The following is a 14353-nucleotide window of genomic DNA, read 5'->3' as shown; positions in this document are numbered from 1 at the left end:
AGGTCGTCGGCATGTGAACCCACGATGGTGCAACCGGTTGCAGTAACCCGGCCGTAACCAGATTGAGTTGACAACTGCCTCATGTCAACGGTTCGCGCAGCACGGGCCATTTCCCGGCCCGCCCGTTCGTACACGAACCGGCGCGGGACCGCGTGGTCCCGGGCCGGTTCGCCGGCGTCCGGGCTCTGTCGGACGGATCCGTCCGACAGAGCCCGGACGCCGGTCAGTCGAGTGCCGCGGCGAACTGACCCGCCTCGTACCCGCCACCCTTCTGGTGCGTGATCACCGCGAGCCGGTTGGCCGCGTTGATCATGGCGATCAGACAGACCAGCGCGCCGATCCGGTCGTCGTCGAAGTGCTCACGCGCCCGGGCCCAGGTCGCGTCGCTGACCCCCTCGTGGGCATCGGCGAGCCGGGTGCCCTCCTCGGTCAGCGCCAGAGCGGCGCGCTCCGCCTCGGTGAACACGGTGGACTCGCGCCAGGCGGCCACCAGGTGCAGCCGCACCGCGCTCTCACCGGCGGCGGCCGCCTCCTTCACATGCATGTCGACGCAGTGGCCGCAGCCGTTGATCTGGCTGGCGCGCAGCGAGACCAGCTCCTGGAGGGAGTGCGGCAGCGGCGACTGCTGGATGATCAGGGCGGCGTTGGCGAACCGCTTGGCGAACGTGAGCGCGATCTCGTTGTCGAACAGGTTGAACCGGGCGTCCATGACGTCGTCCTCACTCGTGGGTGGTGCACTGCCGACCACAAGATGCCGACCACCCTGCCCCTGTGACGGGTACGGCGTGTGACGAGCACCACCGCGGGTGGGTGTCACACGGCGCGGCGTCCCGGCGTCTTGTGCGCGTGCCACCCTTGGCACCAGGAAGGCAGGAGCAGCCGGTGACCAGCAACCACAGCACACCCAGCGAGCCCACCGCGGACACCGAGGCACGGTCCGGGGGCGGCACGGACCCCGCCACCGCCGCCTTCATCACCCACCGCAGCCTGCTGTTCACCGTCGCCTACGAGATGCTCGGCTCGGCCGCCGACGCCGAGGACGTCCTCCAGGAGACCTGGCTGCGCTGGTCCGGCGTCGCACTGGACGAGGTGCGCGACCGGCGCGCCTACCTGGTGCGGATCACCACCCGCCAGTCGCTGACCCGGCTGCGCGCCCTGGGCCGCCGCAGGGAGTCCTACGTCGGATCCTGGCTGCCCGAGCCGCTGCTCACCGCCCCCGACGTGGCCGAGGACGCCGAACTCGCCGACAGCCTCTCGATGGCGATGCTGCTGGTGCTGGAGACGCTCGCGCCGACCGAGCGGGCGGTGTTCGTCCTGCGCGAGGTGTTCGACCTCGGGTACGGCGAGATCGCCGACGCGGTCGACAAGTCCCCTGCCGCCGTCCGGCAGATCGCGCACCGGGCCCGGGCCCATGTCGCCGCGCGCCGCCCCCGCGAGACCGTCTCGAAGGCGAGCACCCGGGACGCGCTGGAGGCGTTCCGGCGGGCGACGGAGACCGGCGACCTGCAGGGACTGCTGGACATCCTCGCGCCCGATGTCGTCCTGCTGGGAGACGGCGGCGGCGTCAAACAGGCCGTCCCGCGGCCGATCGTGGGGGCCGACAAGGTGGCCCGGCTGCTGCTCGGCGGCATGAGCAAGGTCACCGCGGCACTGCGCCCGGCACAGGTCAACGGCCACCCCGCGCTGATCGTCCGGCTGGACGGCGCACTGGACACGGTGGTGACGGCGCACGTCGACAACGGCCTGATCACCGGCCTGTACGCCGTGCGCAACCCGGAGAAGCTGACCCATATGGACCGGGAGACCGCGCTGCGCCGCTGAGCCCTCCGCACGCCGGCCGGGCCGGAACGCTCCGCCCGCATGGCGGACGCGCGCCCACCGCGCGTCTCTGTTGTATCTATCCTGTGCGCATGCCGCAGCACGCAGCCCCCACCGCCAAACGTCCCCCCGCAGCCGACCACGTCTACGAGCACATCAAGCAGGCCGTGCTGGACCGCCGTTACGAGGGCGGCACCCTGCTCACCGAGGGCGAGCTGGCCGAGGCCGCCGGCGTCTCCCGCACCCCCGTGCGCGAGGCGCTGCTGCGCCTGCAGAGCGAGGAGCTGATCCGCCTCTACCCGAAGAAGGGCGCCATGGTGCTGCCCGTCTCCGCCCAGGAGATCGCCGACGTGGTGGAGACCAGGCTGCTGGTGGAGACGCACGCCGTGCGCAAGGCGGTACCCGCCCCGCCCGGGCTGACCGACCGGCTGGCCGAACTGCTGGAGCTGCACCGCGCCCAGGCCGCCGCCGGCCGGCTGGCCGACATGGCGCTCACCGACCGCACCTTCCACGCCGAAATCGTCCGCAGCGGCGGCAACGCGATCCTGTCCCGGCTGTACGACCAGATGCGCGACCGGCAGCTGCGCATGGGTGTGGCCGTCGTACGCTCCCGCCCCGACCGGATCGCCCTCGCCCTCGCCGAGCACCAGCAGATCCTGGACGCGCTGCGGGCCGGCGACACCGAGGCGGCGCTGGCCGTCACCGTCCGGCACGTCAGCCGGGTCTCCGAACTGGCCAGGGGTGAGGTCCGGTGAGTTCCCCCGCCGATCCCGGCGCGCCCGCCGATCCGGCCGGCGGCCGGCGTGCCGTCACCGTGTGGCTGATCGCGGTCGCCGTGTACTTCGTCGCCGTGGTCTTCCGCACCTCCCTCGGGGTGGCGGGGCTCGACGCCGCGGACCGCTTCGCGGTCGGCGCCTCCGCGCTGTCCGCCTTCCCCATCCTCCAGCTGCTCGTCTACGCGGCGATGCAGATACCCGTCGGCGTCATGGTGGACCGGCTCGGCAGCCGGCGCGTGCTGATCCTGGGCCTGACCCTGCTCGTCACCGCCCAGCTCGGCTTCGCCTACGCCCCCTCCTACGGCACCGCGCTCACCGCCCGCGCCGTACTGGGCTGCGGCGACGCGATGACCTTCCTGGCCGTGCTGCGGCTGGGCAACCGCTGGTTCCCGGCCCGCCGCGCGCCGATGATGGCCCAGCTCACCGGCCTCGCCGGGATGACCGGCAACCTCACCTCCACCCTGCTGCTCTCCCGCGTGCTCAACGACTCGGGCTGGGTCACCGCCTTCGCCGGCAGCGCGCTGGGCGGCCTGCTGGTGCTGATCCCGCTGGTGCTGTTCCTGCGGGACCAGCCGCGGGGGCAGGCGCCGGAGCCGGCTCCGGCGACCGGCCGGGGCGCGATCCGCCGCCAGATCGGGGCCGCCTGGCGCGAGCCGGGCACCCGGCTGGGCATGTGGACGCACTTCACCACGCAGTGCCCTGCGATGGTGTTCCTGCTGCTGTGGGGGCTGCCGTTCCTGGTCGAGGAGCACGGCTACGGCCGGGTGACGGCCGGCGAACTGCTCACCCTGGTGGTGCTGACCAGCCTGCTGCTCGGGCTGCCGTTCGGCTGGCTGCTGAGCCGCTGGCGCAACGCCCGGCTGCCGGTGGTCCTGAGCGTGACAGCGCTCGTCACCGTGACGTGGACGGCGACGATCTGGTGGCCGGGCGAGGGCGCCCCGGCCTGGCTGCTGGTGCTGCTGTGTGTGGTGCTCGGCGGCTGTGTGCCGGCCTCCACCGTCGGCTTCGACTACGCGCGGCTGGCCAACCCGGCGCAGCGGCACGGCACCGCCTCGGGCATCGTCAACATCGGCGGCTTCACCGCCTCCTCGCTGGCGCTGCTGAGCGTCGGGCTGCTGCTGGACGCCACCGGCGACGACTACCGCATCGCGCTCTCGGTGGTACTGCTCTTCATCGCGGTCGGCGTGACGCAGCTGCTGCGGCTGCACGGCCGGGCGATGCGCCGGGAGCAGGAACGGCATCCGGCCCCGGCCCGGCGCGGGGCGCCCGCGGTGCGCGCGCGGGAGAAGGTCGGCGCGGGCTGAGGCGGTGGGCCGGCCGGCGGGGCCATCAGGACGATCCACGACAACCGCCGGTCGGGTGGCCTGGGCCCCGCCGCCGCGGGTCAGCCGCGGACGCGGGCGAGCCCCCCGATCCCGGCACCCTCGGGGTGCGGGCTCAGTTCACCGAGATCGGGCCGCCACTGGGGCATGGGCACCACGCCGGGCTCCACCAGGTCCATGCCGTCGAAGAACCGGGAGATCTGTTCCAGGGTGCGCAACCGGTACGGGGCGGCGCCGCTGTCGTTGTAGTCGTCCTGCGCCTCCATGACCTCCTGGGAGGTGGTGGCGCCGTGCGACAGCATCAGATAGCTGCCCGGCGGCAGCTCGCCCACCAGCTGCCGCACCACGTCCTGTGCCCGCCGGTCGTCGGGGACATGCCCCATGACGTCGGAGAGGATCAGCGCGACGGGCCGGGAGAGGTCCAGGGTGCGGGAGGCCAGCCGGATGATGCGGGCCGGGTCGTGGAGATCGGCGTCGATGTAATCGGTGCGGCCCTCGGGGGTCGAGGTGAGCAGCGCCTGGGCGTGCACCAGCACCAGCGGGTCGTTGTCGACGTACACGATCCGCGCGTCGGGGGCGACGCGCTGGGCGATCTCGTGGGTGTTGTCCTCGGTGGGCAGGCCGGTGCCCACGTCGAGGAACTGCCGGATGCCCGCCTCGCCCGCCAGGTGGCGCACGGTGCGGTGCAGGAAGTAGCGGCTGACCCGGGCGATGTCGAAGATCCCGGGGAAGGTCGCGGCGTACTGGTCGCCCGCCGTCCGGTCGACCTCGTAGTTGTCCTTGCCGCCGAGCCAGTAGTTCCATATCCGGGCCGAGTGCGGGACCGAGGTGTCGATCTCCGGTGCCGCCGCCGTCTCCCGCACGTCCTTGCCGTACTCACCCATCGGGGTCAACTCGCCATCGCTAGAGGGACCGTGGGTCCCATCATGCACAGAACCGATGGCCCGTCACAGACCCGGTGGGGTAACGGAACCCGGCGCCGGTACGCCGCGCCCGCCCGGCTCCGCGGGTCGGGCGCGGCGTCCGGGGTCAGCCGGTGGTCGGGGCCGTCTCCTTGGCGGCGGCCTCCTCCTGCCGGGCCTCCTCGGCCAGCCGCTGGGTGGCGTTGGTGGTCTTCAGCGTCTTCTCCTTGATGAACAGGACGGTGATCAGGGCGAGGACGGCGAACGGGGTGGCGATCAGGAAGAGATCGCCGGTGGCGTTGCCGTAGGCGTTCTGGACGACCTCGCGGGCCTCGTCCGACAGCTCGGAGATGTCGGGCACCGAGTGGCTGTCGCCGCCCGCGTCGAAGCCGCCGAGCTGGCCGGCGACCCGGTTGGCGAGCACCGCGCCGAGCACGGAGGTGCCGATGGTGCCGCCCATGCTGCGGAAGAAGGACAGTACGGAGGTGGCGCTGCCCAGTTCGGCGGCGGGCACGTCGTTCTGGGCGGCCAGCACCAGGTTCTGCATGAGCAGGCCGACGCCGACGCCCAGCAGGGCCATGTAGATGCTGAGCACTCCGAACCCGGTGTCGGCACCGATGGTGGACAGCAGCCCGAGCCCGGCGGTCATGGTGATGCCGCCGGCCACCAGATAGATCTTCCAGCGTCCGGTGGCGCTGATGAGCTGTCCGGCGACTGTGGAGGACACCAGCAGACCACCGATCATCGGCAGGCTCATCAGGCCGGCGACGGTCGGGGACTTGCCCAGGGCGATCTGGAAGTACTGGGAGAGGAAGACGGTGCCGCCGAACATGGCCAGACCGACGAGGAGGCTGGCGACGGTGGTCAGGGTGACGGTGCGGTTGCGGAAGATCGTCAGCGGGATGACCGGTTCGGCCACCCGGGACTCCACGAGAACGGCGAAGCCCAGCAGGATCACGCCACCACCGGTGAGGACGGCGGTCTGCCACGAGGCCCAGTCGAACTGGTTGCCGGCCATGGTGGTCCAGATCAGCAGGGCGCACACCCCGGCGACGATCAGCCCGGCGCCCAGGTAGTCGATCTTGACCTCACGGCGCACGGTGGGCAGGGTCAGGGTGCGCTGCAGGATGACGATCGCGGCCAGGGCGAACGGCACGCCGATGAAGAAGCACCAGCGCCATCCCAGCCAGGGGGTGTCGACCAGGACGCCGCCGATGAGCGGTCCGGCGACGGTGCCGACGGCGAAGACCGCGCCGAAGATCCCGGCGTACTTGCCCAGCCGGCGGGGCGGGATCACGGCGGCCATCACGATCTGGACGAGGGCGGTGAGCCCGCCGGCGCCGATGCCCTGCACCACCCGGCTGAAGATCAGCAGGCCCACGCCCTGGGAGAAGCCGGCCAGCAGCGAGCCGACCAGGAACAGGCCCAGGGACAGCTGGAGCAGCAGCTTCTTGTTGTAGAGGTCGGACAGCTTGCCCCACAGCGGGACGGTGGCGGTCATCGCCAGCAGTTCGGAGGTGATGACCCAGGTGTAGGAGGACTGGCTCGCATTGAGGTCGGTAATGATGCGGGGCAGGGCGTTGGCCACCACCGTGCCGGCCAGGATGGCGACGAACATGCCGGCCATCAGGCCGGACATCGCCTGGAGTATCTGGCGGTTGGTCATGGCGCCCGGGGTTTCCTCGGGCGCCTCGGTCGTGAGGGTCACGATGTCCTTCTCGATGTGCGGAGGGTGTAAGTGGCGGCCGGGTCCTCAGGACCCGGCCGAGGTGGTGGTCAGGGCCGCGGCGGGCCCGGGGGCGGGCAGTCCGGCGGCGAGGTGGCCGAAGACCTCACGGAAGATCTCCGGGACGGGCCGCTCCCGGTCGCCGGAGCTCCAGTGCTCCATGGCGACGCGGGCCGCGGTGTTGGCGACGGCGGCCAGCAGCCGGGGGTAGACACCGGGGTCGGCGCATCCGGCGGCGGCCACGCGTGCGGCGATGGTGCCCGCGAGCCTCTTCTCGTCGGCCTGGTGCGCGCCCAGGGTGCGGACCAGCAGATGCGGGGAGCGGCGCAGCACCTGGACGCGCAGTTCCCACAGTTCGTGGCCGGTTCCGGGGTCGGGCAGTTCGGCCGCGTAGGCGTCCGCGACGGCCCACAGCGGGGGGCGCTCGGGTGGTGCGTCGAGCACCGCCCGCCGCACCCGGTCGGCGACGTCCGCGTCGATCATGACGAAGGCCTCGTCGCGGTTGTCGAAGTAGTTGAAGAAGGTACGCGGCGAGACACCGGCGGCTTCGCTGATCGCCTCGACGGTGACGTTCTCGGCGCCGTGCTCGGCCGCGAGCCGTACGGCTGCCTCGGTGAGCGCACGATGAGTGGCCCGCTTCTTGCGGTCGCGCAGCCCCTCGGGCCTCTGTTCACCGGTCACACCTTGCAGGGTATGCAAAAGTGCAGAGCCTGCAAAATTAATTTCCGGTGCCGGCCACCCGGCCAATGGGATGCTGGCCCGGTGCCTCCCCCAGAGATCCGGCTCCACTTCGCCCCCGCACTCCACCCGCTGTTGTCCGCGCGCCGGCGCGCGGAAGGCGTACGGGCCGCCGTCGACCAGGTGTCCACGCTCGGCCATGTCGTGGAGTCCTGCGGCACCCCGCTCACCGAGGTCGGCACTCTGACCGCCGACGGCAGGCCGGTGGAATTCTCCTACGTCCCGCGGGGCGGCGAGACCATCGAGGTCGCCGCGGTGACCCGGCCCCAGCGGGTGCCGGGCGCGCCACTGCGCTTCCTGCTCGACGTCCACCTGGGCACCCTGGCCCGCCGGCTGCGGCTGCTGGGGGTGGACGCCGCCTACGAGAGCGAGGACATCGGCGACCCGGCCCTGGCCACCCGTTCCGCCACCGAGCGCCGGGTGCTGCTCTCCCGCGACCGGGGGCTGCTGCGCCGCCGGGAGATCTGGGCGGGCGGCTTCGTCTACAGCGACCGGCCCGATGAGCAACTGCGCGACGTACTGGGCCGTTTCGCGCCCCGTCTCGCCCCGTGGACGCGGTGCACCGCGTGCAACGGCGAGCTGGAGACCGTGGGCAAGGACGAGGTCGCCCCCGGCCTGGACGGCGGGACCCGGCGCACGTACGACGTGTTCGCCCGCTGTAAGCGCTGTGCCCGGGTCTACTGGCGCGGCGCCCACTCCGACCATCTGGAGGCCATCGTGGCCGCGGCCCTGGCGGAGTTCGGCCCGGCCGCCGGCGGCTGAGCGCCGCTCATTCCACCGGGGAACGGCCGGTGCGGGCGAAGCGCGCGAGCGCCGCCGCGCGGCGGCGGCGTGGGACGGTATCCCTCCCGTGGCCGCCGGATGGCCCCGGCCGCCCCGGGCGCGGCGGTTCGACACCCATGGCCAGGACCCTGCCGAAACCGAGGACGCCGGTGCCGGTCAGCCGCCGAGGTTCAGCTCCAGGTAGTCGACATCGTTGATCTCGACGTCCAGGCCCTGGGCGCGGCGGCCGTGGTCGCGGAAGTAGACGTGGCCGAGCGCCTCACCCAGGATGCGGCGCAGGTCCTCCTCCGAGCCGCCGGCCTGATGGGCCGCCAGCAGCCGGGCCGAAGCGTCGGGCGGCAACTGCTCGGTGAGCCGGCGCAGCCGCGGGTCGTCGGTGGAGCCGGGCGCGGCCGTGAAGCCGAACCGGGCGCGCGTTTCCACCACCACCCCGGCGGCGGAGGCGGCGCGGATGGCGCGGGCCCGGACGCGGGGCTGCCAGGCACGGCGCACCTCACGTTCCAGCGCGGCGGCCAGCCGTGGCGTGGGGCGTCTGATCTGCCCGGCGAGATGGCGCTGCACGGTGCGCGGGGAGATACCGAGCCGGGCGGCCACCGCCTTGGTGGAGCCCTTCTCGGCGCGCAGCAGCAGCCGGAACCGGGCGCCGGGAGTCACCGGCGGCGGGCGGGTGGCCGTGGCCTGGAGCGCGGTCTCGATGCCGTCGCCGATCTCTCCCACGAGGTGCTACTCCTTGATGTGCCGGGCGGGGTTGTGTCCCTGCTCCATGAGTTCGGCGGCCCACCACAGTTCCCTGGCTCCTTCGAGCTTGACCATGCCGGGTGAGACGCCGAGCCGGAAGACCCCCGGCGCCGGGGCGCCGTCCCCGGTGCGGGGCAGCAGGTCCAGCGGGGAGGGGCCGGGGGCGGGGTAGACGACGCAGTCGGACAGCACGGCCAGCGGGAAGTGGCCGTGGGCGGCCATCCGCGCCATCTTGCGGTGCATGTTGGTGCGGGCCTGCGCGATGACGGCGGCTCTGATGTCGGGGCGCCAGGTGGGCCGTTCCAGGGCGGGCCACCGGCCGCCGGGGCGGTGGCCCGCGCCCTGCGGGCGTTCGCGCAGCTTGCCGATGCCGCCCTTCACCGTCGCCTTGATCGCGGAGAGCACCCCCGCGGTCGCCGGGTCGGCGCCGCGGTGCCGTTCCATGGCGGCCAGGAAGTCCGCGTCGGTGAGGTCCTTGGTCACCCCCAGGTCCGCCATCGTCGCCAGGTAGGCGTCCCGCAGCCGGGTGTACCAGGGGTCGAGGTACGGTCCGGCCTCCGGCCGCAGCCAGGCCTCCAGCGGCCGTACTGGGTGGCCGAGTTCGGCGGCGTAGGCCAGGGTCGGCGTCGCGTACCAGGCCGGCCCGGTGGGGCGCTGTCCGGTGGGGGTGAACGGGGACGGCAGCCGGGGGTCCGTCGCGATGCCGGACAGGTCGGCGTACCAGGCGCCGGGCAGCTTGGGGTCGAAGCGCGGGCCGTCGGTGTGCAGGGGGGCGCCGAGGCCGACCCGCAGCCGGTTGGCGGCGGCGGCGAACGCCATGTTCACGTCCAGGCCGACGGCATGGGGCAGGGCGCACTCGGCGTCGCTGAGCAGGTCCGGGTCGCGCACCCACTCGTACGCCTCCTCGTCGAGGACGTCGTGCGAATCGCGGCCGGCCGCGACGGGATGCTCGTCGGGGGCCTCCGGCGGGGCCGGGTCCACCGCGACGGCCAGCGACCCGGCGACGGGGCCCGAGGTCCAGCCGCCGGTCGCGTCCCGTACCGGCCGGGTGGGCGGACGCAGCGCCGTCATCAGCTCCAGCCCGTTGACGGCGGTGGAGCCCCGCGGAGTGAGGACACGGGTGGCGTACGTGCCCAGGGCGCGGGCGAGTTCACCGGGCGTGGCCAAAGCGGTGAGGTCCGACCAGGCGCGGGGATCGAGGGCGTCCCAGGGCAGCACGGCCAGCTGGACGCAGCGGCGTGTGCCGTGCGCCTCGACGGGCTGGTGGACGCGGGCCCAGGGCCCGAACCCGCGGCGGGTCAGCCGCCAGCCGGCCGCGAGCAGGTCGCGGACCGCAGGGTGGTCCTCGGGCAGCCGGAGGTTGCGGCGGTCCGTCAGCCGCGCGGGCAGCCCGAGCCGTTCTGCGGCGGCTTCGGTGAGCACGACCAGCGGATCGGCGTCGCGCCCGTGGCGGTGCAGCCGCTCCTGCCCGATGCCGGCGCCGAGCGCCCACTCCACCAGTTCCGTGACGGTGGCGGCCGGGCAGTGCAGGGTGCCGCCGTCGGCGGTGTGGGCGAGTGCGGCACCGTCCAGGACGACGAGCGGCCCCGCCGGGTACGGCGCGCCGGCCGGACGGGCGGGTCCGGCGCCGGGGAGGGCTTGGGCGTCGTCGCCGGGCTGTGCCGGACCCGGTACGGCCACCGCGCCGACGGCCGTACCCGTACGGTCGGCGGCCGGCTTCCCCGGGCGGTCGCTTCCTCCGGCGGCGGGTCGGCGGCCGGGAGCCGGTGCGCCGGACGGAGGGGCGGCGGCGCCTTCCCGTTCCGTGCGGGGCACCGGGGAGGCATCCGCTCCGTATGCGTCCGGCACATCCGGCGCGTCCGCGAGGACCCCCCGCGCCCGTTCCGTGGCCGCGCCCGCCGTCGGTGGTTCTTCCTCCCGCGCACCCGGCGCACCGTCGGTCCGCTTCCCGTCCCCCGCCGCGCCCTCCGCCGGACGACTCGCTCCGCCTTGTGCGGCCGGCTGCGGATGGCGTTCGGCGAGCCGCTCCAGCAGGCGGGCGTACGCGGCGCGTTTCGGCGGGCGGGGCACCGCTCGGCCGGACTCCCAGGCGGCCACCGCCTGCCAACTGACGTCCAGCGCCCCGGCGACCTGCTGCCGGGTGAGCCCGGCGGCCTCCCGCAGGCGCCGGCGTTCCGCCGGTGGGGGCAGTTCGCCGTGCGCGGCGGCCTGTTCCACCAGCGCGTCAACCGCCGCGAACAGGGCGTTCTCCGCGTCAGACATGACCGCAACCTTATCCCCCGCCGCGCCGCAGGCCCGTTCCCCGGCGCGGGTGTGCCTCTCCTCCCCGCGCCTTCCGCGCCCTGCTCGTACAGTGGGGCGCTATGTCCGCTTCCGTCAGGACGGTGGTGTCGTGATCGAGGTTCTGCTGCTGTGCGTGGCCCTTCTGCTCACCGTGGCCTGCGGGGTGTTCGTGGCCGCCGAGTTCTCCTTGACGACCGTGGAACGGTCGGTCCTGGAGGAGGCCGCCGAGCGCGGCCTGCCCGGCGCGCCCGGCGCGCTCAGCGCCGTACGGTCGCTCACCTTCCAGCTCTCCGGGGCCCAGCTGGGCATCACCCTCACCAGTTTGGTGATCGGCATGCTCGCCGAGTCCTCCACGGCCGCACTGCTGGCGGGCCCGCTGCGCGCGGCCGGGCTGCCCGGATCCGCCGTGGGCACCGTCGCCCTCGTGCTGGGCACCGCCCTGTCCACCGTTGTCCTCATGGTCATCGGTGAACTGGTCCCCAAGAACTGGGCGATCTCCTCCCCGCTGGCCGTCGCCCGGCGGGTGGCTCCGCTCCAGCGCGGGTTCTCCACCGCCTTCCGGCCCTTCATCCGGCATCTGAACAACACCGCCAACCGCGTGCTGCACCGGCTCGGGCTGGAGCCCACCGAGGAGCTGGCGTCGGCACGTTCCCCCAGGAACTGGTCGCCGTGGCCCGGCACTCCGCCGAGGAGGGCACGCTGGCCGCCGACACGGCCGAGCTGTTCGTCCGCTCGATCCAGCTGTCCGGGCTGACCGCGCAGTCGATCATGACCCCCCGGGTGCGGGTCGCCGCCCTGGAGACCGACGCCACGCTCCAGGACGTCGCCGACGCCATCCGCGCCACCGGACTGTCCCGGTTCCCCGTGTGCGAGGGCGGCCTGGACGCGGTGCGCGGCATCGTCCAGCTCAAGGACGTGCTCGCGGTGCCCGACGAGCGCTGGGCCCGCACCCCGGTGCGTGACCTCATGCGCGAACCCCTCCTGGTGCCGGACACCTTCCCCGCCGACCGGCTGCTGGAGGAGCTGTCGGACGAACGTCCGATGGCGGTGGTCATCGACGAGTACGGCGGCACCGCGGGGGTGCTCACCTTCGAGGACATCATCGAGGAGATCGTCGGCAGCGTCCGCGACGAGCACGATCCGCGCCAGGCACCCGATCTGCTGCCACTGGGCCCCGGCGTGTACGAGGCGGACGGCGCGGTGCGCCGCGATCAGCTCCAGGTCATCGGGCTCCAGTTGCCCGAGGGGCCGTACGAGACGCTCGCCGGGTTCATCGCCACCGAGCTGGGGCGCATCCCCGCCCCGGGTGACCGGGTGGACAGCGGCGGCTGGGAGCTGGCGGCGCTGCGCACCGACCACCATCGCGTCGTCCGGGTGCGGCTGACCGCTCCCGTACCGTCCCCGAAGGAGGCACGGTGATCGCGCTCCAACTGCTGACCGGGCTGCTGATGATCGCCCTCAACGCGTTCTTCGTGTTCGGGGAGTTCTGTCTGATCTCGGTGCGCCGCAGCCAGATCGACCCGCTCGCCGCGCAGGGCGACGCGCGTGCCCGCCGGGTCCTGGTGGCGCTGGAACACCTCTCGCTGCTGATGGCCACCGCCCAACTGGGCATCACCCTGACCACCCTGGTGCTGGGCATCGTCGCCGAGCCGGCGATAGCGCATCTGCTGGAGCCGCTGCTGCACGGGATCGGCGTCCCGCAGGGAGCGACCCATCCCATCGCGTTCGTGGTGGCGCTGAGCGTGGCCACCTATCTGCACATGCTGCTGGGCGAGATGGTGCCCAAGAACATCGCGCTGGCCACCCCGCTGCGCTGCGCGCTGCTGCTCGGCCCTCCGCTGCTGGCGCTCTCCCGGGCGCTGTCGCCCCTGGTGCGCGGCATCAACGACCTGGCGAGCGCGGTACTGCGGCTGCTGCGGGTCACCCCGCGCGACGAGGTGGTCGCGGTGTTCTCGGACGAGGAACTGGACCGGATCGTCACCGACTCGGGGGCGGCCGGGCTCCTGGACGAGCGGGCCACCGGGCGGCTGCGCGACGCGCTGCGGCTGGCGCGGCGCCCGGTGGGCGAGGTGATGCGACCGCGCGGAGCGGTGGTGACGGCGCGGGTGGGCATCAGCCCGCACGAGCTGGAGGCGCTGTCGGCCCGCACCGGGTTCTCGCGTTTCCCGGTGCTTGACGAGCGCGGCGCCGTGCTGGGCTATCTGCATGTGAAGGACGCGCTGAACGCCGCCCGACCGCAGCTGCCCTTCACGCTGTCGGCGCTGCGGCCGATCGCCCGGGTGGGCGCGGGCACCCCGCTGGACGAGGTGCTGACCGCGATGCGCGGCGGGGCGACGCATCTGGCGGCCGTGATGGGAGCGGACGGACGGCCCACGGGGGTGGTGACGATGGAGGACGTGCTGCGCGAACTGGTGGGCCCACCGGGCGGGACCGCCTCGGCCGCGCCGTCTCGATAGCATCGCCCGGGTGAATGCCATGGAACTGGAGAGGGACCGGGGACAGGAAGGCGCGGAGCCGGTCCGCAGCTTTGTCGCGGTGGGGGACTCCTTCACCGAGGGCATGTCGGACGCGCTGCCCGACGGCTCGTACCGGGGCTGGGCCGATGTGCTGGCGGACCGGCTGGCCGGGCACGCGCCCGGTTTCCGGTACGCGAACCTCGCCGTGCGCGGCAAGCTGATCGCGCAGATCACCTCCGACCAGGTGCCCCTCGCGGCCGCGATGGACGCGGATCTGGTCACGCTGGTCGGCGGCCTGAACGACGTGCTGCGACCCCGCTGCGACCTGCCGCGGGTGTGCGGGCTGCTGGAGGAGGCGGTGGAACGGCTGGCGCCGTCCTGCCGGACGCTGCTGCTGATGCGCTCCCCCGGCCGCACGGGCCCGGTGCTGGAGCGCTACCGGGGGCGGATGGAGGAGCTGTACGCGCACATCGACACGCTCGCCGCCCGGCACGAGGGCGTGGTGGTGGCCGATCTGTACGCCTCGCGGGCGCTGGGCGACCCGCGGATGTGGGCGGACGACCGGCTGCATCTGACGACGGAGGGGCACCGCCGGGTCGCGGAGGCGGTGTGGCAGCGGCTCGGCCACCCGGCCTCCTTCGACTGGGACGCTCCGCTGCCGCCCCCCACCCCGGTCGGCTTCGGACAGCGGGTCGGGACGAACGTGCGGTTCGCCCGGGAGCATCTGCTGCCGTGGATCGGGCGGCGGCTGACGGGCCGCTCCTCGGGCGACGGGCGGGCGCCGAAGCGACCCGAGCTGAGCCCGCCGTAG

12 protein-coding genes and 1 pseudogene are annotated in these 14353 nt (G+C 73.6%); 7 read left to right on the top strand and 6 right to left on the bottom strand.

What is annotated here, in order from left to right; all coding sequences use genetic code 11:
- Nucleotides 1–223: 223 nt before the first annotated feature.
- The gene (locus tag SXIM_RS26345) at nucleotides 224–709 is read right to left on the bottom strand and encodes a carboxymuconolactone decarboxylase family protein (RefSeq protein ID WP_030737711.1); all 486 of its coding nucleotides are present in this window, start codon (nucleotides 707–709) and stop codon (nucleotides 224–226) included.
- A 173-nt stretch (nucleotides 710–882) separates the two neighbouring features.
- Between SXIM_RS26345 and SXIM_RS26340 the strand changes: the two genes are divergently transcribed.
- From SXIM_RS26340 to SXIM_RS26330, 3 genes are all read left to right on the top strand, one after another.
- Nucleotides 883–1821: an RNA polymerase sigma-70 factor gene (locus SXIM_RS26340; RefSeq protein ID WP_046725273.1), complete on the top strand. Its 939-nt coding sequence runs from the start codon at nucleotides 883–885 to the stop codon at nucleotides 1819–1821.
- A gap of 89 nt (nucleotides 1822–1910) precedes the next feature.
- Nucleotides 1911–2573, top strand: a complete 663-nt coding sequence (locus SXIM_RS26335) for a GntR family transcriptional regulator (RefSeq protein WP_046725272.1) — start codon at nucleotides 1911–1913, stop codon at nucleotides 2571–2573.
- Entirely contained in the window at nucleotides 2570–3898 is a 1329-nt protein-coding gene (locus tag SXIM_RS26330) for an MFS transporter (RefSeq protein WP_046725271.1), read from the top strand. Before SXIM_RS26335 ends, SXIM_RS26330 begins: the two co-directional genes overlap by 4 nt.
- Before the next feature lie 80 nt (nucleotides 3899–3978).
- On the opposite strand, the gene SXIM_RS26325 is transcribed toward SXIM_RS26330, so the two are convergent.
- The 3 genes from SXIM_RS26325 to SXIM_RS26315 form a co-directional block, all read right to left on the bottom strand.
- The gene (locus SXIM_RS26325) at nucleotides 3979–4800 is read right to left on the bottom strand and encodes an SAM-dependent methyltransferase (protein ID WP_046725270.1); all 822 of its coding nucleotides are present in this window, start codon (nucleotides 4798–4800) and stop codon (nucleotides 3979–3981) included.
- A 145-nt stretch (nucleotides 4801–4945) separates the two neighbouring features.
- The gene (locus SXIM_RS26320) at nucleotides 4946–6484 is read right to left on the bottom strand and encodes an MDR family MFS transporter (protein WP_046725953.1); all 1539 of its coding nucleotides are present in this window, start codon (nucleotides 6482–6484) and stop codon (nucleotides 4946–4948) included.
- A gap of 87 nt (nucleotides 6485–6571) precedes the next feature.
- Nucleotides 6572–7225 carry a TetR/AcrR family transcriptional regulator gene (locus tag SXIM_RS26315; protein ID WP_107073965.1) on the bottom strand — a complete coding sequence of 218 codons (654 nt, stop codon included), beginning with the start codon at nucleotides 7223–7225 and terminating at the stop codon, nucleotides 6572–6574.
- Nucleotides 7226–7306: 81 nt separating this feature from the next.
- On the opposite strand from SXIM_RS26315, the gene SXIM_RS26310 reads away from it, so the two are divergent.
- A complete protein-coding gene (locus SXIM_RS26310; protein ID WP_030737689.1) occupies nucleotides 7307–8044 on the top strand; it encodes a Mut7-C RNAse domain-containing protein in 738 nt (245 codons plus the stop codon).
- Between the two features lie 177 nt (nucleotides 8045–8221).
- On the opposite strand, the gene tpg is transcribed toward SXIM_RS26310, so the two are convergent.
- Together tpg and tap are read right to left on the bottom strand one after the other, a co-directional pair.
- Nucleotides 8222–8782 (bottom strand): telomere-protecting terminal protein Tpg, encoded by a 561-nt coding sequence (gene tpg / locus SXIM_RS26305; protein ID WP_046725269.1) that lies wholly within the window; start codon nucleotides 8780–8782, stop codon nucleotides 8222–8224.
- A gap of 6 nt (nucleotides 8783–8788) precedes the next feature.
- The gene (gene tap, locus SXIM_RS26300) at nucleotides 8789–11065 is read right to left on the bottom strand and encodes a telomere-associated protein Tap (RefSeq protein ID WP_046725268.1); all 2277 of its coding nucleotides are present in this window, start codon (nucleotides 11063–11065) and stop codon (nucleotides 8789–8791) included.
- A 130-nt stretch (nucleotides 11066–11195) separates the two neighbouring features.
- On the opposite strand from tap, the pseudogene SXIM_RS26295 reads away from it, so the two are divergent.
- The 3 genes and pseudogenes from SXIM_RS26295 (at nucleotide 11196) to SXIM_RS26285 (ending at nucleotide 14353) form a co-directional block, all read left to right on the top strand.
- Nucleotides 11196–12505, top strand: a pseudogene (locus SXIM_RS26295) (hemolysin family protein).
- Nucleotides 12502–13542 carry a hemolysin family protein gene (locus SXIM_RS26290; protein WP_046725267.1) on the top strand — a complete coding sequence of 347 codons (1041 nt, stop codon included), beginning with the start codon at nucleotides 12502–12504 and terminating at the stop codon, nucleotides 13540–13542. The pseudogene SXIM_RS26295 and the gene SXIM_RS26290 overlap by 4 nt, the downstream one beginning before the upstream one ends.
- A gap of 19 nt (nucleotides 13543–13561) precedes the next feature.
- Entirely contained in the window at nucleotides 13562–14353 is a 792-nt protein-coding gene (locus SXIM_RS26285; protein WP_030737674.1) for an SGNH/GDSL hydrolase family protein, read from the top strand.

This window comes from Streptomyces xiamenensis (genome assembly GCF_000993785.3).
GTDB classification, from domain to species: Bacteria; Actinomycetota; Actinomycetes; order Streptomycetales; family Streptomycetaceae; genus Streptomyces; species Streptomyces xiamenensis.
This window is presented reverse-complemented; position numbering and strand designations above follow the sequence as displayed.

What these genes read in the sequence shown, in the direction of transcription:
- SXIM_RS26285 (WP_030737674.1), top strand. Translation starts at nt 13,562, where the DNA reads ATGGAACTGGAGAGGGACCGGGGACAGGAAGGCGCGGAGCCGGTCCGC.
- SXIM_RS26320 (WP_046725953.1), bottom strand. Translation starts at nt 6,484, where the DNA reads ATGACCAACCGCCAGATACTCCAGGCGATGTCCGGCCTGATGGCCGGC.
- tap (WP_046725268.1), bottom strand. Translation starts at nt 11,065, where the DNA reads ATGTCTGACGCGGAGAACGCCCTGTTCGCGGCGGTTGACGCGCTGGTG.
- SXIM_RS26345 (WP_030737711.1), bottom strand. Translation starts at nt 709, where the DNA reads ATGGACGCCCGGTTCAACCTGTTCGACAACGAGATCGCGCTCACGTTC.
- SXIM_RS26335 (WP_046725272.1), top strand. Translation starts at nt 1,911, where the DNA reads ATGCCGCAGCACGCAGCCCCCACCGCCAAACGTCCCCCCGCAGCCGAC.
- SXIM_RS26325 (WP_046725270.1), bottom strand. Translation starts at nt 4,800, where the DNA reads ATGGGTGAGTACGGCAAGGACGTGCGGGAGACGGCGGCGGCACCGGAG.